Below are 19,614 nucleotides of genomic sequence, written 5' to 3'. Positions count from 1 at the left end.
CATGGGGAGGCCCTGGCTTAGAAGGTTCGGCCTTTGGTCACGGTTTCGCGAACAATCTTCCAGCTGTCGCCCACGCGTGTGAGGGACAGGGTCTTTTCCACGCTGTCGCGGTAGTCGACGGAGCCGTATTCCTGTTTGAATGACACTTCAGCGGTTTTTGCGTCGCATGCCAGGGGTTTGATGTCGCTGATGGTGGTCTGGATGTCGCCTTGCTTGCCAATGCGTTTTTTGCGCAGATTTTCCCAGGCGTTGCGGCTCATGCCCATGGCGGGGATGAAGTTGTCGGCGTAATGCCCCAAATAGCTGTTCGCATCCTTGGAGTTCCAGGCGGCCAGCCAGGTTTGCACCGCCGAGGGGGTCTGGGAGCAGGCTTGGGCTACGGGGTCGGGTTTGGGCACTGCAGGGGCGGGGGCCACCACCACAGGCGCGGGCAGCGGGGCCAGTGGAGCGGGTTTGGGGCTTGCTACGGGCACAGGAGTTTTTTCGATAGAGGGCAGGGTGTGGCTGCTGCACTCCATCAGGTCGTCCTGGTCTTCGGTGCCGCCGGCGGTGCTGGGCAGATCGGTGGACAAGGGGCGCAATTGCAGGGCTTGCAGCAGCGAGCCGGACGATGCCAGTACACGCGCATGCGAGAGTTGCAGGTCGTATTCGGCGTTGGCCAGTGCACGGCGCGCCTGGTAGTACTCGTTTTCGGTGTCCAGCAGGTCCAGTAGTGAGCGTTGGCCAATGTCGAACTGCTGTTGGTAAGCCACGCGGGCTTTGGAGGTGGATAGCTCGTGCTGTTGTAGTAGCTTGATTTGTGAGCCTAGGCGTACGGAGTCGTTGTAGGCAATCTGGCCGGTTTGCCAGACATCGCGACAGGCCTTGTCCCGCAGGTCAAAGGCCACATTCAGTTTGGATGCGTATTGCTTGACCTTGGCGATGTCCGAGCCGCCGCGGAAGAGGTTGTAGCTCAGTACCAGTTCCAGCACGGAGTCGCGGTAGTCACCGGTCACGCCACTCTGGTTGGTTTCAAAACTCTGGCGGGCACGAAATTCCAGTGTCGGGTAGAGCGGAGATTTACGCAGGTTCATGTCGGCGCGGTAGGCGCGCAGGGTGGAGACCGAGGCCAGAAAGTCCGGGTTTTGGGCCACTGCGCCGCGCAAAAACTCGATGCCCTGAGGCATGGCGCCCACCAGCGGCTGCGGGGGACTGAGGGTAGCTGCAGGAATGTCGCCAACCAAGCGCTGGTAACGGGCTGAGACGTCATGCAGGTTGCTGACTTCGGTAATCCAGTTGGATTCAGCCAATGCCATGCGGCCCGAGGCTTGTTCCAGATCCACACGTCGGCCCACGCCGGCCTGGACTTTTTGGTTCAACCGGTCGTAGACCTCGCGGTGGGTCAACAGGTTGTCTGCCGCCATCTCTACCAGTTCCCGGTAACGAATCACATCCAGATAGGCACGGGCCGTTTCCAGGCCGGTTTGGTTGCTGACCGATTGCAATTCATAGTAGGTTGTTTGCTGTGCGTGACTCAAGCGCCGTACTTCGTTCAGGGTAGCAAAGCCGTCGAACAGGGTTTGGCGCAGCAGGATGCTGGCACGGTTGGCGCTGTAGGACTTGGCGTCTGCCAGCGATGGTTTGACGGTTTCATTGGCCGAGGTACCGGCTTCCAGGTCCACCCGGGGTAGCCAGGCACCTTCTGCCGACTTGCGTTCTTGCTGCGAGGCTTCGAAATTGTGAAAACGGTACTTCACTTCAGGGTTCTGAAGGATGGCGCGCTCCACCGCATCTTTGAGCGTAGTGGGCGATGCGAGTGGGCTTGCCGTTTGGGCATGGGCGCCCCAGGTGAGCGCGATAAGCGCAATGGCTTGGCTGATGGTCGTCAGTCGGGTCATGGATAGAAACTTCTTGGGTTCCAAGCGTGCCATGCTTGTGTGGAGAGAGATGCGCTATGCTAATCTTTTGCACAACGCCTGCCTTGTGATTATCGGGGTGCCCTTGTTTTTTTGGCACCCTTTGATTCACTTTCCAAGGTGGAAAACCCGGCCTAAATGCGATGAATGTCACGTTATCCGGATTTTTTTCGGTGGTACCCAGACTCTCATGAGCGGAGTCGCACGCCGTCGCATGACAGGTATGGCTTCGCTGCATGGGGTGCTGGCGGTTTTGTGCTGCCTGGCATTGCTAGTGGGTGTGGCGAATGGTGCCGCCGACTTTGACCGCTTGTTGTCCAGTCTGACCCAGCGCTGGGGCAATGCACCCACTGCAAAGTTCAATGCGTGGCGATCAGTGGTGCAGGCCGGCATGGCCGCTTCCGACTCTGAGCGGATCAAGCGGGTGAACGGTTTTTTTAACCAGCAGCTTCAGTTTGCAGATGACACCGTGGTGTGGTCACAGCCCGATTACTGGGCGACGCCCATGGAATCGATTGGGCGTGGTTCTGGCGATTGTGAGGACTTCTCGATTGCCAAGTATTTCACTTTATTACAGACCGGGGTCGCCCCGGAGAAGCTGCGCCTGATTTATGTGCGAGCAAAAACAGGTAGCGCAGAAGGGGCTCCGACGCAGGCGCATATGGTGTTGGCTTACTACGCCCAGCCGGATGCCGAGCCCTTGATCATGGACAACCTGATTCCTGATATCCGTCCCGCATCGCGCAGGCCCGATTTGGTGCCAGTGTTCAGCTTCAACAGCGCGGGGGTGTTTGCTGGCATTGCCGGAGGCGAGTCGGCGGCAGCGGGTGGCACGGGGCGTTTGTCGCGTTGGGAAGATTTGCTGCGGCGTGCCAAAGCAGAAGGTTTTGAATAAGTCGTTGGCAAGAGGAGATTGTTATGTCGATGTACCGTCAGTTGTGGTTGGCCATTGTGGCCAGTATGTTGTTGGCTTTGGGTGGCAGTTTGTTGGCATCTTTGCTCAGTGCGCGGGGTTATCTGGAGTCACAGCTGTCCATCAAGAATACGGACAACGCGACAGCGCTGGCACTTTCGCTGAGTCAGGGCAATCCGGATGCGGTGATGGCGGATTTGGTGGTTGCGTCGCTATTCGACAGCGGTCACTATGAGTTGATACGCATCACGGATCCCACTGGCAAAGCGATTGCCGAGCGCATCAGTGATGCCAAGGACGCTGGTGCGCCGAAGTGGTTCATCCATTTGTTGCCCATTGCAGCGACCCCCGGGCAGGCGCAGATCAGCAGTGGCTGGAAGCAGTTCGGTACGGTGACGTTGGTGAGCCACAGCCGGTTTGCTTATGGGGCGTTGTGGAAGAGTGCTTATGAGATGGTGCTCGCATTGGGTGTTGCGGGTGTAGTCGGTGGTTTGCTCGGCTCTATGGTGTTGGGGCGTATACGCAAGCCCTTGAATACCGTGATCGAGCAAGCTAAAGCGATCACCCAGCGGCGCTTTGTAACAGTTGAAGAGCCCAAGGTTCCCGAGCTCAAGCAGCTGGCCGTTGCTATGAATGCTACGGTAGGGCGTCTCAAAGGTATGTTTGAGGAAGAAGCCTCGCGTCTGGAGGTGGTGAGGCAGGAGGCCAATTTTGACCCTTTGACGGGCTTGGCCAATCGCTCGCATTTCATGGCACGTTTGCGCCAATGTATTGACGCTGAAGACTCTGTTGGGGGTGGATTGATCTTGGTGCGTTTGGCCAATTTGGCAGATATCAATCGACGTCTGGGCCGCGCTGCGACCGACGAATTTCTCAAAACTGCCGGCAAGGTTATTGCCGCGTGTGCGGCCAGTATGCCCAATGGGGCTGGGGCTCGGCTTAACGGGGCTGATTTCGCGGTTCTGTTGCCAGCGGAACGTGCGGGTCTGGCTGCGGCTCAGCAGCTGTTGCAGCGATTGGTGCAGGTGTCGGCCCCTTTTGTCGATGGTCAGGCCAGTGCCTGGCTGGGGGTTGGTCAGTTTGTCCACGGGGAAAACATGGGTGGACTGTTGGCTCGTGTGGACTTGGCGCTGGCTACTGTGGAGGCGGAGCATGCAGACGGTGTGCGTGAGGCGGTGCAAGACACAGCCGATGAAATGCCGCGCACGGCAGAGCAGTGGTCCGTGATGATTCTGCGTGCGCTGGAGCACGGCTGGGTCCGGCTGATTTCTTTTCCTGTTGTTAACGCAGAGGGCGGCCTGTCACACCGCGAGTGCCCGTTGCGATTGATGTTCGATGAGAAGGGGGAATGGCTTCCTGCTGGCCGGTTTTTGCCTGTAGCTGAACGATTGAAGCTGACGCCGGCCCTGGATTTGGCGGCGGTTCAATTGGGATTGAAAGAACTCCGTGCACAGCCGCAATTGAACGGTTTGGCGATCAATCTTTCTGCCAGTTCTCTGCAGGATTTGCAGTTCAGACCGAGACTGCTTGCGCTCATTGATGCACACAAGGATGTGGCCCTGCGCTTGTGGTTAGAGGTTTCGGAAGCCGGAGCTCTGCAGCATTTGCCAGCTTTTAAGGCACTTTGCACTGAGCTGAAGGGTCGCGGATGCCGTACGGGCCTGGAACACTACGGACACCATTTCAGCCAGATCGGCTTGCTGCATGAACTGGGACTGGATTACCTCAAAGTCGATGCAAGTTTTGTTCGCGGAGTGGATGCCAATGCGGGCAATGCCGCATTTTTGAAGGGACTGTGTAGTATTGCCCACAACATTGGCCTGCAGGTTTTGGCTGAAGGTGTCGCCACCAGTGCAGAGTTGTCTGCACTGGTGGGTTTGGGGTTTGACGGTGCAACAGGTCCTGGCGTGCACGAAGTGGCAGGTCGCTAAACTCGCCTGCCGTGGCATCAGTCGATGACCAGTGTTCCATTCTTGATCAGAGTCTGAAGCAATAGGGCCTCGCTTCCTGCCGCAACGCCTGTCGCGGTGTAAAGGTTGACGCCTTCGATGATGATGCGCTGGTCCTCTGCCCCCGATGCATAGGTGCCACCTGTGAATCCGCCATCCTTGCTGATGCGCAAGGTAGTGTTTCCACCAGAGACATTGATGTCGATGAAGTTCAGCAGGTTGTCAATCACTACGTCCGCTACGCCACTGCCTGTGTTGCTGGACGTGGTGCGTTCCCCTTGCAAGAGATCCCGGAGATCCAGAACATCTCCACCTCCGGTTGGGGCACCAGATCCGTTGTCCACGTTGCTATAGCCACCACCATAATTGAAGTCGGTGATCCGGTCGATCGCGGGACTGCCTGCAGTTCCGCTGTCTGCAAGCCGCCAAGCAAAGGTGTCAGATCCAGCGCCGCCGGTCAGCGTATCGCTGCCACCGGCACCCAAGATGTAGTCGTTGCCACCACCGCCGGAAATGGTGTTGGCAGAGCTATTGCCTTCAAGGCGGTTGGCCGCGCTGTTCCCGGTGAGGTTGATCGCGGCTCCGTCGAAAGCCGTCAGATTCTCCAGGTTGGTACCCAAGGTGTAGGTGCTTCCCGTGTTTCCCGTCACGTAGGTTGCATCGAGTTGAACGGTGTCAAAACCTGCGCCAGCGGCTTCTGTGATGGTGTCCAGTGTGTCGGATAGGCGATAGAAGTCGTCACCGACTCCTCCCGCTAAGGTGTCTGAGCCCGAGCCACCAATCAGTAGGTCATTGCCATCACCTCCATTGAGGGTGTCGTTTCCGGCGCCGCCGTCCAGTGTGTCGGCTGCTGCGCCTCCATTGAGGGTGTCGCTTCCGTTTCCGCCGGTTAGGTAGTCACGTCCTGTGCCCCCAGTAATGGTGTTGTTGCCAGCGTCCCCATCCAGGCGTGAGCCTGTTCGCAATTGCCATTGTCCCGTGCCGCCATCGTAGACCAAATCTTGAATTTCAGCATTGGCAATAGTGGGCGCATTTTCATTGGTGAACATGGCTGTGTTGGACAGGCTCATGACTTGCCAGGTGCCAGAGCTGCTGGATTTGTACTCAATGCGTAGACGTGCGTTCCCACCTTGTTCCCAGTACAGCAGCTCAATGTCTTGCAATCCACCTTGCAGGTCACCCAGCTGCACATTGTTGAAGATGCGGGTGGTCGGGCCTTGGTTGCCGTCGTACTCCAACAGAGTCTGTCCGGCAACTCGGAAGCGGAATCCGTCGTCTGCTGTGACGCGGAAGTCATAGGAGCCTGGCTGGGTATAAATTTTCCCGGAAAGACGAACTGCTGCATCGGTTGTTTGCCCCAGGCCCGAGGTGCCGTTTGAGTTGGACGTCCCGGTTTGTACAACGCCGGTTCCCAAGTCTTGGTCCAGGAAGTTGCTGAGCGCACGTGTCGTGGAGTCAGCATTGTTGTCTTTTGCCAGCAGAGCACTGCCCGCCACGACTGTCTGGTTCGATCCCAGCGATGAGTTGACGGTGGGATTGAACCCATAGTCAATGCTGCGAGCTTTGAAGGAGACGTCTGCCACGTTGCTGGCAGCAGTCGTAGCAGTTCCCACAATGCTGGCGCCTCCCCCGGCAATATTTCGTCCATTGATGATTTGGTACAAATCCTCTACGGAGTTCAGGTTGCCCGCCTCACTGTGTACCCCAAAAGTTGCGGTGCCATCGTCGCTATGCTGGCGAGTGGCCGCCCCCGCTGTGCCGTTGTAGCCGTAGTATTCGCCGTTCAAGCCTGTTGCTGCACCTGTGAGTGGCGTAATGGTGGGGCCAGGTGCTGTCAAATCTTGGGCACCTGTGACATTGATAGTCAAGGCTGCTTGGTCGGTGCCCCCATTGCCATCGCTAATGGTGTAGGTGAAAACGTCTTGAACCACTTGACCTGCGGTCAAGTTTTGAACGATGGGGCTGGAGTTATTCAGTACGTAGATGTAACCGCCATTGGCATTCAGAGTCAGTGTCCCGTAGGTGCCAATCAAGCCTGTTCCCACAGAACCCGATGATCCTGTGCCCGCTTCTGTCCCCGTGCGAACAGCTGTCACATTCAGGGTATTTCCTTCTGTATCGGTATCACGTGTTGTCGCGTTGCCGCCACTGAGAATCACACCGTTGGCTGCAGATACGGTCAATGTTGTTGTGCCATCCTCGCTCGCGGCATTTGTATCGTCACGCGCAACGGGAGGGTCGTTCACGGCGGTGACGGAGACATTGACGTTGGCGGTTTCGGTGACGCCGCCGGAGGTGACGGTGTAGGTGAAAGTAGGCACCGTGCCGTTGAAGTTGGCGGCTGGGGTGAAGACCAGCTGGCCGCCGACCAATGCCACAGAGCCGTTGGTCACAGCCACGGCTGCGCCGCCATCGGTGATGGCGGAGCCGTTGACGGCGGTGATGGCTCGTCCGGCGTTCTCGAAGGAGTCATTGCCCAGCACATTGATAGTGACGGCGTTGTCCTCGGAGGTGGTGGCGGTGTTGTCGGCGATATCGGCCACGGGAGTGACGGTAATGGCCACGGTATCGACATCGCTGGCGGTGCCATCGCTGGTGGTCAGCGTGAGTGTTGCGGAGCCGTTGTAGTCGGCGGTGGGTGCAAAGCTCAGGCCGTTCAATGCGCCAGTGATGGCGGCGGCGGTGCCGGAGATGGTGACCGACCCCGTACCGTTGTTGGTGATGGTTGCGCCGGCGAATGCCAGGGCGGTCAAAGTGCCATTGGTCACGGCCACGGTGGTGGTCAGGGTGCCGCCATCGACATCGGAGACCGAGAGGGCGTTGCCGTTGGCGGTGCTGAAGACGCGTGCTGCGTCTTCAGTGGTGGACTGCGCACCTGGAGTCGTGTTGACGGGAGGGTCGTTCACGGCGGTGACGGAGACATTGACGTTGGCGGTTTCGGTGACGCCGCCGGAGGTGACGGTGTAGGTGAAAGTAGGCACCGTGCCGTTGAAGTTGGCGGCTGGGGTGAAGACCAGCTGGCCGCCGACCAATGCCACAGAGCCGTTGGTCACAGCCACGGCTGCGCCGCCATCGGTGATGGCGGAGCCGTTGACGGCGGTGATGGCTCGTCCGGCGTTCTCGAAGGAGTCATTGCCCAGCACATTGATAGTGACGGCGTTGTCCTCGGAGGTGGTGGCGGTGTTGTCGGCGATATCGGCCACGGGAGTGACGGTAATGGCCACGGTATCGACATCGCTGGCGGTGCCATCGCTGGTGGTCAGCGTGAGTGTTGCGGAGCCGTTGTAGTCGGCGGTGGGTGCAAAGCTCAGGCCGTTCAATGCGCCAGTGATGGCGGCGGCGGTGCCGGAGATGGTGACCGACCCCGTACCGTTGTTGGTGATGGTTGCGCCGGCGAATGCCAGGGCGGTCAAAGTGCCATTGGTCACGGCCACGGTGGTGGTCAGGGTGCCGCCATCGACATCGGAGACCGAGAGGGCGTTGCCGTTGGCGGTGCTGAAGACGCGTGCTGCGTCTTCAGTGGTGGACTGCGCACCTGGAGTCGTGTTGACGGGAGGCGTGTCGTTGTCCACGATGGTGCCCAGGCCGATGCCGTCGACGATGACAGCGCCAGAGGGGTTGGAGAGATTGATGTTGAAAGTCTCTGGACCTTCAAAGACTGCATCGTTGGTGATGTTGACGGTGATGGTCTGTGTGGCCACGCCTGCGGAGAAGTTCAGGGAACCAGGGGCGACGGCGTAGTCGGCGCTGGAGGCGGAGCCATCGGCGCCGGCGTAGTTGACGGAAGCGGCCTGGGAGAGGTCGCCTGCGCGGGTGACAGTGAAGGTCACGGTACCGGCGGCCTCATCGATGGTGACATCGTTGATGGAGAAGCCTGGACGGTCATCGTTGGCGGTGCCGCCACCGGGCAGCGTGCGGCCATCATCGACGATGGTGCCGGTGGCCGTGGAGGTACCCAGGGTTGCGTTGGTGGGGTTGGAGATGGAGACGGAGAAGTTCTCGCTGATCTCGTAGGCGGTGTCGTTGGTGATGGAGACCGTGATCGTCTTGGTGGTCTCACCGGCGGCAAAGGACAGAGAGCCTGCGGCGGCGGTGTAGTCCGAGCCTGCGGTGGCGGAGCCATTGGCGGTGGCGAAATCGACCGTGACGGGCAGGGAGGTGGAACCGGTCTTGGTGACGGTAAAGGTCACAGTGCCGGCGGCCTCATCGATGACCACATCGGAGCCGATGGACAGGGATGGTCGGTCATCGTTGGCGGGCCCGCCAGGCAGGGTGCGGCCATCGTCGACGATGGTGGCGACCTGTGCGTTATCGCCGATGGTGGCGTTGGTGGGCGCACTGATCTGCACGCTGAAGGCTTCAGAGCCTTCGAAGACGGAATCGTTGGTGATGGGAACCGTGATGGTCTTGGTGGTCTCACCGGCGGCAAAAGTGAGGGAGCCTGCGGTGGAGGTGTAGTCCGAGCCTGCGGTGGCAGTGCCATCCACGGTGGAGAAAGAGACGGTGGAAGAAAGGGCGGTGGAGCCGGTCTTGGTGACCGTGAAAGTGATGGTGCCAGCGGCCTCATCGACCACGAAGTCCGAACCCATGTTGAAGACCGGGCGGTCATCGTTGGAGGTTCCGCCGCCGGGCAAGGTGCGGCCATCATCGACGATGGTGCCCAGGCCGATGCCGTCGACGATGACAGCGCCAGAGGGGTTGGAGAGATTGATGTTGAAAGTCTCTGGACCTTCAAAGACTGCATCGTTGGTGATGTTGACGGTGATGGTCTGTGTGGCCACGCCTGCGGAGAAGTTCAGGGAACCAGGGGCGACGGCGTAGTCGGCGCTGGAGGCGGAGCCATCGGCGCCGGCGTAGTTGACGGAAGCGGCCTGGGAGAGGTCGCCTGCGCGGGTGACAGTGAAGGTCACGGTACCGGCGGCCTCATCGATGGTGACATCGTTGATGGAGAAGCCTGGACGGTCATCGTTGGCGGTGCCGCCACCGGGCAGCGTGCGGCCATCATCGACGATGGTGCCGGTGGCCGTGGAGGTACCCAGGGTTGCGTTGGTGGGGTTGGAGATGGAGACGGAGAAGTTCTCGCTGATCTCGTAGGCGGTGTCGTTGGTGATGGAGACCGTGATCGTCTTGGTGGTCTCACCGGCGGCAAAGGACAGAGAGCCTGCGGCGGCGGTGTAGTCCGAGCCTGCGGTGGCGGAGCCATTGGCGGTGGCGAAATCGACCGTGACGGGCAGGGAGGTGGAACCGGTCTTGGTGACGGTAAAGGTCACAGTGCCGGCGGCCTCATCGATGACCACATCGGAGCCGATGGACAGGGATGGTCGGTCATCGTTGGCGGGCCCGCCAGGCAGGGTGCGGCCATCGTCGACGATGGTGGCGACCTGTGCGTTATCGCCGATGGTGGCGTTGGTGGGCGCACTGATCTGCACGCTGAAGGCTTCAGAGCCTTCGAAGACGGAATCGTTGGTGATGGGAACCGTGATGGTCTTGGTGGTCTCACCGGCGGCAAAAGTGAGGGAGCCTGCGGTGGAGGTGTAGTCCGAGCCTGCGGTGGCAGTGCCATCCACGGTGGAGAAAGAGACGGTGGAAGAAAGGGCGGTGGAGCCGGTCTTGGTGACCGTGAAAGTGATGGTGCCAGCGGCCTCATCGACCACGAAGTCCGAACCCATGTTGAAGACCGGGGCCGTGTCGTTATCTACGATAGTACCTGTGCCGACAGCACCACCGACGTTAACAAGAAGGTACTCTTCCTTTTCGTAGGTCGTATCGTTGACGGTCGGCATGGTGATGGAGAAACCATTGACCCCGGCGGGAACGGTGACCGTACCAGCTACCGCATTGAAGGTAACACCATTGCTGAAGGTCGGCGTTCCGTAGTCGCTTGCCGTCGCGGCTTGCTGGGGGGCGCTGCCACCAGAAAGAGAAAAACTGTATGTCACAGCTTGCGTTGTTGTTCCCGTCAAGCTGACGGAGTAGGACAGTGAGGTGCCCTCCGTCTCCCGTGGACTGGATACAGCGACGACGGTGGGGTCTGAAGTGGTTGGTATGCTGGTATTGTTGTTGCCCGCCCCTGTCGGGAAGATCAACTCTTCTGTCGATCCTTGAACTGCCCTTTGGATGTCCAGCGGATTGAGTCCTTCGCTAACCCGCACCAAGCGCACAAAACTATGTGAGTCGCCGCCTTCTCCTCCGCCAAGTCCTGCGGCGGTGGCTTCCAGTTCTGCTGACAGATCTCCGCTGCCGCTTGCCAGTGCGCGTGCCACCGCTTGTGCGCCGCTATTCAGATCTTTGAGCGCCGCTTCTGTGGGGTCTGTGGGGGCTGTGCCCAGCAAGTTTGCATCCAGCAAGAGCTCGCGTCCGGATGCAATGCTCAGTGGCTGCCCATGGGGCATTGCCAATTCGAGGCGTGTGCCGTCTTCGGTGGCAACGACTTGGCCTTCCTGAACTTCATCTCCAAGCTTCAAGGTTCGTCGACTGCCATCTGCATTGACGATCCAAGCCTTGCCTTGCAGGATCACGACAACGCCACGTGCTTGGGCGGTAACTTGGTTGGCAGCCATACGAACTCCAGAATTCAGCTAATTGAGATCAGCTAACTCTAGGGTACTGTTGGGTGGCTGCCTATTGTCCTCAAGTACAGGTTGTGTGAACTTTTACTGGATTCCGTGCACTTTGAGTGCCAATTGCAAGCGGTCTGCGATGTCCAATTTGTCGAAAACTGCGCTCAAGTGGGCTTTGACGGTTCTTTCCGAGATCTCGCAATGGGTAGCGATGTCCTGGTTGGACGCGCCTTTCGCTGCCAGCAGGGCCACTTGTTTTTCCCGTGATGTCAAATGCAAGCTCCAGGTTTCTGCGGCGGGCGTCGGTGTTGCTGCACGATTGGCTGTTTGAATCAGCTTTTGCATCAGGGTTGCACCAATCCAGACATGGCCAGCCCGTACCACTTGCTCCACTTGGCGAAGGGTGTTTGCTTCCGCGTAGGCATGGCAATAACCTGCGCAGCCTGCGTCCAGCGCGGCTACGGCTTCCGCATCTTTGGGGTTGGAGCTGGTCGCTATCACCCGTAGGGAGGGATGTCGCAGCAGAGGTACCCAGTCCGGCTCACTCCACGCTGGCAATGCTGGTATCGCCAGATCGACCCACAATAGACTGGGGACACTGATGGCTCCAGGCGCAATCGCCCCCAGTGTTTCATACGCCGTGCCCTTGTTATCTTTCAGCGCTTTTTTCCAGTGCGACAACAGCCCTGTATCCCGGCTGAGGTACAGCCCTTTGGTAGCTCCGCTCATCTTTCGGTCAATGCCTTCGCCTTGGCTCGCAAAATGGGTTTTAGCAAGTAAGACAGCACGGTCTTCTTGCCAGTCAAAATGTCCACCTCGGCCACCATGCCGGGGATGATGGGCAGCTTTTGCTGGCCAATGGTATTGGACAGCGTGCGAACACGCACCACAAAGTAGGCATTGCCTTTTTCATCCACGACACTGTCGGCCCCGATTTGTTCCAGTGTGGCCTCCAAGCCTCCGTACACCGCAAAGTCGTAGGCAGTGAACTTCACCAGGGCTTTCTGTCCGGGACGAAGGAATGCGATGTCGCGTGGCAAAACCTTGGCTTCCAGCAGCAAGGCATCGTCCGATGGCACCAATTCAATCACATCCTTGCCTGGTTGCACCACGCCGCCCACCGTATTGACCTTGAGTTGTTTGACTGTGCCGTTCACGGGGGAGCGGATCTCGGTTTGTTTGACCCGGTCTTCCAAGGCGGTGCTGCCCTCGGACAGCGTACTGAGCTTGGCATTGACCTCACTCAATTCAGAGCGCGCCACATTGCGGAAGGTTAGCTCCACTTCCTGGATCTTGCGGTTAGCCTCGGCCACGGCAGACTCCAGGCGTGGGATGTCTGAGCTCGCGCTATCCCGTTCTCCGCGGTAGCGGGCCACATCGCGCTCCAGGCGCAGCAGCTCCACATCCGAGACTGCGCCGGTACGGACCAATGGCCGGGTCATTTCCAGTTCCCGGGCGGTCAGTGTGTAGCTCTGTGCAGCTTGCTCACGGCGGGCGCGTACCGAAATCAACTCTTGGGAGCGCTGGGTGGATTGCTGGCGCGCCACACCAATGGTGGCGTCCAACTCGGCACGGCGCGATTCGTACAGCGCACGTTCTGCCTCCACAATCTCTGGTGCTTGTTGTGTAACTTCCTCTGGGGGTATAAAACGTGAACCTTCTGCCAAGGCCCGCAAACGCGCCCCCTTGGCCAGCAAGGCGAGGTACTGCGACTGGTTTTCGCGCAAGGACGACACCATGCGCGTAGGGTCCACTTTCAGCAACAAATCGCCTGCCTTCACAGTCTGTCCCTCGCGCGCCAGAATTTCGGACACGATGCCGCCATCCATGCTTTGCAAAATCTGAATCTGGCGTGAGGGGATAACCTTGCCTTCGCCCCGGGTGACTTCATCCAGTACGGCGAAGGCAGACCACAACAACAGCACGGTCATGGAGGCTACGCTCAGCCAGATCACGATGCGCGCCCCTTTGGGCGTTTGTTCTGCAATGGCCCAGTCGGCATTGGCATCGAAATCCCCATCCTGTTCGCTGTGTTTGCCCACGATGGCCAGCAGGCCCCGGTCTATCCAGGCAGAACTCCAGGTGTAGAAGCGCTCCCACAGGCGTTTCCAGCGTGGCGGGGTAGTAGGGGTCGCCTCCGTCATCAGGTGGCCCTCCCGATGCGGCCGCTTTGCAAGGCCTCGACCACTTGTGCCTTGGGGCCATCGGCCATGATCTGGCCGTTGTCGATCACGATCAACCGATCGATCAACTCCAGCAACGAGGTGCGGTGGGTGACCAGCACCACGGTCTTGCCTATGCTGAAGCGGCGCAAGCGCGCCTTGAGTTGGTCTTCGCTCTGGTGGTCCATGGCGCTGCTCGGTTCGTCCAGCAACAAAATGGGGGAGTCATTGAGCACCGCGCGGGCAATGCCCACGGCCTGGCGTTGTCCGCCAGAGAGCGATTCGCCACGCTCGCCAATCGGCATGTCAAAGCCGCGGGGGTGGCGATTGGCAAATTCGGTCACGCCTGCAATCTCTGCCGCTGCGATCACGTCCTGGTCGTCGGCAAATGGAGCACCCAGTGCAATGTTCTCTTTCAGCGTGCCATAGAACAGGCTCACGTCTTGCGACACAAACCCTGCGGCCCGGCGCAGCTCGGCCGGGTCAATCTGGCGCGAATCGATACCGTCAATCAGGATGGCACCTTCGGTTGGCTGGTGCAGGCCCAGAATGAGGCGTTGGATGGTGGATTTGCCCGAGCCCACGCGCCCGATGAACGCGACCTTTTCGCCCGCATGGATCTTGAACGACACGCGGCTCAGTACCGCCTGTTGCTGGCCTGGGTAGGTGAAGCTGACGTTCTTGAATTCGATGGTGCCCTGGAAGCCGCTGCGGTGCAAAAAGGCAGCATCGTCGGCCCGTTCCGGCTGGGTCTGCATATGCGCATCTACCGAGGCCAAGCCACTCTTGGCGCTGTGGTACTGCATAAGCAGCCCTGCCACCTGGCCAAACGGTGCCATGGCCCGCCCGGCCAACATGGAGGCGGCGATGATGGCGCCCATGCTGATCTGGTTGGACATCAGCAGGTACACGCCCACAATGACGGTGGTGACCGACACCAGCTGCTGCAACATTTGCGCAAAATTGAGCGTACCGCTGGAGAGCAGTTTGAGTTTCGCGCCGTGCTGCGCCAGGAACACGGTGGACTGCTCCCATTTGCGTTGAAAAGCGCTCTCCGCCACCATGAATTTGATGGTTTCGATGCCCACCAGGCTTTCCACCAGTGACGCATTGCGCTGGGCAGACGCTCTTTGCGTCACTTCCACCAGTTCCTGCATTTTTTGCTGCACCACCAGGGAGGCCAGCAACAGCAGCGCGATGCAGACCAGCGGTGGGATCAGCAGCCAGGGCGAGATCCAGGCAATCACCACAAGGAAGACCAGCACAAAGGGGAGGTCCACCAGGGTGGTGATGGAGGCGGAGGCCACAAAATCTCGCACGGCCTCAAAGGCCCGAAGGTTGGCGGCAAACGACCCCACCGATGCAGGGCGGTCCGCCATGCGCAAGCCTAGGACCCGCTCCATGATGCGCGATGACAGTGTGACGTCGATGCGTTTGCCCGCGGTGTCCAGAATATGGGCGCGCAGGATGCGCAAGGCCATGTCAAAACCCATCATCAACAAGACGCCGGTGGAAAGAACCCACAAGGTCTCCTCGGCCCGGTTGGGCACCACGCGGTCGTACACCGTCATGGAGAACATGGGCATGGCCAGCGCGAAGACATTGATCAGCAAAGCCGCCAGCAGGCTGTCGCGGTACAGGCGCCAGTTTTGGAACACCACACCCCAAAACCAATGCCCCGATTTGACCTCGCCGGTTTGTGGGCTGCGGGGGTCGAACTTGAACACCGGACGCACAAAAAAAACCACGCCGCCAAACAAAGCTTCCAGCTCCGCCTTGGGCAGCACGTCACTGGACTCGCCGCTTTCCGGAAAACGCACGCGTGCCTGGCCGTCCTCTGTCCACTCCAGCAGCAAGCAGGCTTGCTTGTCCTTGAGTAACAAGATGGCCGGCAGCAAACCGGGGCGCAGGTCGGAGAGTTCGCGGCGCGCCAGGCGTGCGGTCAGGCCGGCACGCGCTGCCGCACGTGGCAGCAGTGCGGGGGTGACCAGATTGCCCTCTAGGGGCAGGCCTGCCGACAAGGCCTCTTGGGTGGTCGCAATGCCAAAGAGTCGGGCAATCGCCACCACACTGTCCAGCAGCGGGTCAAAGTGGATGCCGTGTTCACCCAACCGCCAGGCGGCGGGTTTGGCAGGCGGTGGTGTCGGGCTAGGCTGGGTCACCATGGGTTTAGAGAATTCGCTCGTCACCACCCAGCAGGTTCAGCGCGCCTTGCATGCGGTTGCGCAGCCCCTTGCGCAGCATCAGCTTGCGCTGGGCCGCATCGGGCAGGTCCGTGTGGCGAATGACGTTTTTCATGATGAGCGTATCAATCAGGTCTTCCAGCACTCGCACAAATTCCGCATCTGCTGCGTTGAAGCCGGAGGCGCCGCCCTTGCTGTCCAGGAAGCGCTGAATATCGGGGTGCTCATCTGCCAGCATCTCGCCGCCCGGCCGTTCGTTCCGGGCCAGTGAGGCGATCGATCCGTCGCTGTTGCGTAATACGTGGAACATGGCGATGGGCTTTCAAGTGGTCCCTGGCGAACTGTATGCAATTCGCATCACAAACGATGTTAGCACCGGCTTCGGTGGGCGATATGCCAAAAATGTCATGAAACAGCGCATTTTCTTGGCATGGTTCCGCGTGTGGTGAGGCTCAGGGCCTCGGTGTGGCCGCGGCGATCACCCCGCCGCCCAAGCAGACCTCGCCGTCGTAGAGCACGGCCGATTGACCCGGGGTCACGGCCCACTGGGCGTCGGGAAAGTCGAGGTGAAAGCGTGCATCTGGCGCAGCGCTTAATGTGCAGGGTGCATCGGTCTGCCGGTAGCGGGTTTTGGAAGCCAGCGGGCCGTCAGTGGGCGGGTGTCCGGCCACCCAGCTCGCATCTTGGGCATCCAGGGCGGCGGACTGCAGCCAGGGGTGGTCGTGCCCCTGCACCACCCACAGGGTATTGGCCTCCATGTCCTTGCGCGCCACAAACCAGGGGGCGTGGTCCCCGCCACCGCGTTGTGCGCCTTTGGCCTTGAGCCCGCCAATGCCCAAGCCTTGGCGCTGACCCAGGGTGTAGAAGGACAGGCCCACATGTTCACCAATGGTGTGGCCCTTGGCATTTTTGATGGGACCGGGTTCCTTGGAGATATAGCGGTTCAGAAACTCGCGGAACGGGCGTTCGCCAATGAAACAAATGCCCGTGGAGTCCTTCTTCTTGGCGTTGGGCAGGCCAATCTCGTCGGCAATGCGGCGCACCTCGGTCTTGTGCAGCTCGCCGACGGGGAATAGCGTCTTGGACAGCTGCGCCTGGTTCAGCCGGTGCAGAAAGTAGCTTTGGTCTTTGGCGGGGTCCAGGCCCTTGAGCAGTTCGTGCGTGCCGGTGGCATCGTTCAGGCGCACGCGGGCGTAGTGGCCGGTCGCGATCTTCTCCGCACCCAGGCGCATGGCGTGGTCCAGAAAAGCCTTGAACTTGATCTCGGCGTTGCACAGGATGTCGGGGTTGGGCGTGCGCCCGGCCTGGTATTCGCGCAGGAATTCGGCAAACACGCGGTCGCGGTAGTCGGCCGCAAAGTTGACGTGTTCGATCTCGATGCCCAACACATCGGCCACGGCCGCAGCGTCCACAAAGTCGATGTTGGAGGAGCAGTACTCGCTGTCGTCGTCATCTTCCCAGTTTTTCATGAAGATGCTGACCACCTCGTGGCCTTGTTGTTTTAGTAGGTGGGCGGTGACGGCGGAATCCACCCCTCCGCTCAACCCGACCACGATGCGTTGCTTGCTCATCCCTTAATTTTAGCTAGGCAGGAGAGGGTGTGATTTATGTATCAAAAATGCCCTTGAAGCCCGTTGGTATTGCGCGAGCAGCTCCTGTTTTTATAGCGATGTGGCCGGGGTCCAAATGCTGGCATCGGCATACACCAGCTCCAGCGGGTAGCGCTGGCCACGCAGGTAGTCCTCCATACACTGCAGCACCAGCGGGCTGCGGTGGCGGTCCTGGCTGGCACGCAGTTCGTCGGCGGTTAGCCACACGGTGCGCTCAATGCCGGTGTCCAGCGTGCGCGCCGCGTCAAAGGCACCCAGGGAGCCCGCGTAGGCAAAGCGCAGGTAGGTCACATCCTCCAGCACATCGGCGCGCTGGCGCTGAAAGCGCGACAGGTACAGGCCCACCAGGTAGGTGGGCGTGAAGGCATAGGCCGTTTCCTCTAATACCTCTCGGGAACAACCCTGAGCGGGCGACTCCGCCGGGTCCAGGTGGCCGGCCGGGTTGTTCAGGCGCAGGCCTTCGGGCGTGTGTTCTTCCACCAGCAGGAAGCGGCCCTGCTGCTCAATGACGGCGGCTACCGTCACACTGGGTTTCCATCGTTGGGTCATGCGGGATTATGGGCATGCAAGGTTGGGCTGTTTTGCGCGGGGCCGTTGCGCACGCCGCGCCAGACGGGCAGTTGCGCAGGGAAATTCAGTTAAAGTTGCCGCCCAGATACCTTTCGCGAACCTTACCGCCGCGAAACACGCCCCAGGGCTAGGCCCCATCCACGTTGAGGAGTTGCTTGATGCAGACCAGTGTTCCCACTGAAACAGGACAGCGTATTGGTGTTCCCAAGGAGATATTCCCTGGGGAGAAACGCGTTGCCACGGTTCCGGAAGTTGTGGAGAAGCTGATCAAGCTGGGCTTCCGGGTCAGTGTGGAGTCGGGCGCAGGGGCGTTAGCCAACTGTGACGACGACAGCTACCGCGCTGCCGGCGCGGAGGTGGTGGCCACGGCTGTCGAGCTCTGGGCCCAGTCCGACATCGTCTTCAAGGTGCGTGGCCCCTCCAGCGACGAAGTGGGCCTGCTGCGTGAAGGCGGCACCCTCATCAGCTTTATCTGGCCCGCGCAAAACCCCGATCTGCTGCAACAGCTGGCGGCCCGCAAGGCCACCGTGCTGGCCATTGACGCGCTACCGCGTACCCTGAGCCGTGCCCAGAAGATGGATGCGCTCACGTCCATGGCCGGCGTCAGCGGTTACCGCGCGGTCATCGAAGCCGCAAACGCGTTTGGCCGTTTCTTCAACGGCCAGATCACGGCCGCGGGCAAAGTGCCTCCGGCCAAGGTGTTCATCGCCGGCGCCGGCGTGGCCGGTTTGGCAGCCATCGGCACCGCGGCCAGCCTGGGTGCCATCGTGCGCGCCAATGACACCCGCGCCGAAGTGGCCGACCAAGTTACTTCCCTGGGCGGCGAGTTCGTCAAGGTGGACTATGAGGAAGAAGGCGGCGGCGGCGGCGGTTACGCCAAGGTCATGAGCGAGGGCTTCCAGCAAGCGCAACGCGCCATGTACGCCAAGCAGGCCCGCGAGGTCGACATCATCATCACCACCGCGCTGATCCCCGGCAAACCCGCACCCAAGCTCATCACCGCCGAGATGGTGCGTTCCATGAAGCCCGGCAGCGTGATCGTGGACATGGCGGCCGAGCAGGGCGGCAACTGCGAGCTGACCGAGCCCGGCCAGGCCGTGGTGAAGCACGGTGTCACCATCGTGGGCTACACCGACCTGGCTTCCCGCCTGTCCAAGCAGTCGTCCACCCTGTATGCCAACAACCTGTTCCGCCTCAGCGAGGAACTGTGCAAGGCCAAGGACGGTGTGGCCAACATCAATATGGAAGATGACGCCATCCGCGGCCTGACCGTCATCAAGGAAGGCAGCGTGACCTGGCCGGCCCCCCCGCCCAAGCTGCCAGCGGCCCCTGCCGCTGCGGCTAAGGCAGCGCCCGTGGCGGTGAAGAAGCCTGCGCACGGCCACGGCGGTGCGAGCGAGCCCATGTCGGCCAAGAGCCTGGCCATCCTGATGGCCGTGGCGGCCGTGCTGTTCTGGCTCATCGGCAGCTACGCACCTGCCGCCTTCCTGGGCCACTTCACGGTGTTTGTGTTGGCCTGTTTTGTGGGCTACATGGTGGTGTGGAACGTCAAGCCCGCGCTGCACACACCGTTGATGAGCGTGACCAATGCCATCAGCAGCATCATCGCCATCGGTGCGCTGGTGCAGATTTCGCCGATTGCCGGTGCCGTGGGGCGCCCGGACAGCCTGATCACCTGGCTGGCAGCGGCGGCCATTGTGCTGACCGCCATCAATATGTTTGGCGGCTTTGCCGTCACCCAGCGCATGCTGGCCATGTTCCGCAAGTAAGGA

11 protein-coding genes and 1 pseudogene are annotated in these 19,614 nt (G+C 60.3%); 3 read left to right on the top strand and 9 right to left on the bottom strand.

Features of this window, described 5'->3' with window-relative positions; translation table 11 throughout:
- Window positions 1-17: 17 nt before the first annotated feature.
- On the bottom strand, window positions 18-1,877 hold the full coding sequence (locus C5F53_RS00660) for a TolC family outer membrane protein (RefSeq protein WP_161499858.1): 1,860 nt from the start codon (window positions 1,875-1,877) through the stop codon (window positions 18-20).
- On the opposite strand from C5F53_RS00660, the gene C5F53_RS20395 reads away from it, so the two are divergent.
- Both C5F53_RS20395 and C5F53_RS00650 read left to right on the top strand, forming a co-directional pair.
- Complete coding sequence (locus C5F53_RS20395) at window positions 1,846-2,790, top strand: transglutaminase-like cysteine peptidase (protein WP_236635158.1); 945 nt, start codon at window positions 1,846-1,848, stop codon at window positions 2,788-2,790. The two genes, C5F53_RS00660 and C5F53_RS20395, sit on opposite strands and share 32 nt — an antisense overlap.
- A gap of 23 nt (window positions 2,791-2,813) precedes the next feature.
- Complete coding sequence (locus C5F53_RS00650) at window positions 2,814-4,739, top strand: EAL domain-containing protein (protein ID WP_105259417.1); 1,926 nt, start codon at window positions 2,814-2,816, stop codon at window positions 4,737-4,739.
- 17 nt (window positions 4,740-4,756) lie between these two features.
- Here C5F53_RS00650 and C5F53_RS00645 read toward each other — a convergent pair whose 3' ends face one another.
- The 8 genes and pseudogenes from C5F53_RS00645 to C5F53_RS00615 all read right to left on the bottom strand — a co-directional run bounded on the left by C5F53_RS00645 (window position 4,757) and on the right by C5F53_RS00615 (window position 17,821).
- Complete coding sequence (locus tag C5F53_RS00645) at window positions 4,757-10,696, bottom strand: Calx-beta domain-containing protein (protein WP_236635157.1); 5,940 nt, start codon at window positions 10,694-10,696, stop codon at window positions 4,757-4,759.
- A 198-nt stretch (window positions 10,697-10,894) separates the two neighbouring features.
- Window positions 10,895-11,317, bottom strand: a pseudogene (locus C5F53_RS20735) (retention module-containing protein); the annotation flags it as partial.
- 93 nt (window positions 11,318-11,410) lie between these two features.
- Window positions 11,411-12,046 carry a response regulator transcription factor gene (locus C5F53_RS00640; protein ID WP_105259415.1) on the bottom strand — a complete coding sequence of 212 codons (636 nt, stop codon included), beginning with the start codon at window positions 12,044-12,046 and terminating at the stop codon, window positions 11,411-11,413.
- Entirely contained in the window at window positions 12,043-13,461 is a 1,419-nt protein-coding gene (locus C5F53_RS00635) for an HlyD family type I secretion periplasmic adaptor subunit (RefSeq protein WP_105259414.1), read from the bottom strand. Before C5F53_RS00635 ends, C5F53_RS00640 begins: the two co-directional genes overlap by 4 nt.
- Window positions 13,461-15,644, bottom strand: coding sequence for a type I secretion system permease/ATPase (locus C5F53_RS00630; RefSeq protein WP_105259413.1), 2,184 nt, complete (start codon window positions 15,642-15,644; stop codon window positions 13,461-13,463). The genes C5F53_RS00635 and C5F53_RS00630 overlap by 1 nt, the downstream gene beginning before the upstream one ends.
- A gap of 4 nt (window positions 15,645-15,648) precedes the next feature.
- A complete protein-coding gene (locus C5F53_RS00625; RefSeq protein WP_105259412.1) occupies window positions 15,649-15,972 on the bottom strand; it encodes a hypothetical protein in 324 nt (107 codons plus the stop codon).
- A 142-nt stretch (window positions 15,973-16,114) separates the two neighbouring features.
- Window positions 16,115-17,233 (bottom strand): tRNA 2-thiouridine(34) synthase MnmA, encoded by a 1,119-nt coding sequence (gene mnmA / locus C5F53_RS00620; RefSeq protein WP_105259411.1) that lies wholly within the window; start codon window positions 17,231-17,233, stop codon window positions 16,115-16,117.
- A 90-nt stretch (window positions 17,234-17,323) separates the two neighbouring features.
- Complete coding sequence (locus C5F53_RS00615; RefSeq protein WP_105259410.1) at window positions 17,324-17,821, bottom strand: NUDIX hydrolase; 498 nt, start codon at window positions 17,819-17,821, stop codon at window positions 17,324-17,326.
- A 179-nt stretch (window positions 17,822-18,000) separates the two neighbouring features.
- Here C5F53_RS00615 and C5F53_RS00610 point away from each other — a divergent pair, with 179 nt between their 5' ends.
- Window positions 18,001-19,611 carry a Re/Si-specific NAD(P)(+) transhydrogenase subunit alpha gene (locus C5F53_RS00610; RefSeq protein WP_105259409.1) on the top strand — a complete coding sequence of 537 codons (1,611 nt, stop codon included), beginning with the start codon at window positions 18,001-18,003 and terminating at the stop codon, window positions 19,609-19,611.
- Window positions 19,612-19,614 lie beyond the last annotated feature (3 nt).

It is taken from the genome of Rhodoferax sp. TS-BS-61-7, assembly GCF_002943465.1.
Lineage (GTDB): Bacteria > Pseudomonadota > Gammaproteobacteria > Burkholderiales > Burkholderiaceae_C > Allorhodoferax.
This window is presented reverse-complemented; position numbering and strand designations above follow the sequence as displayed.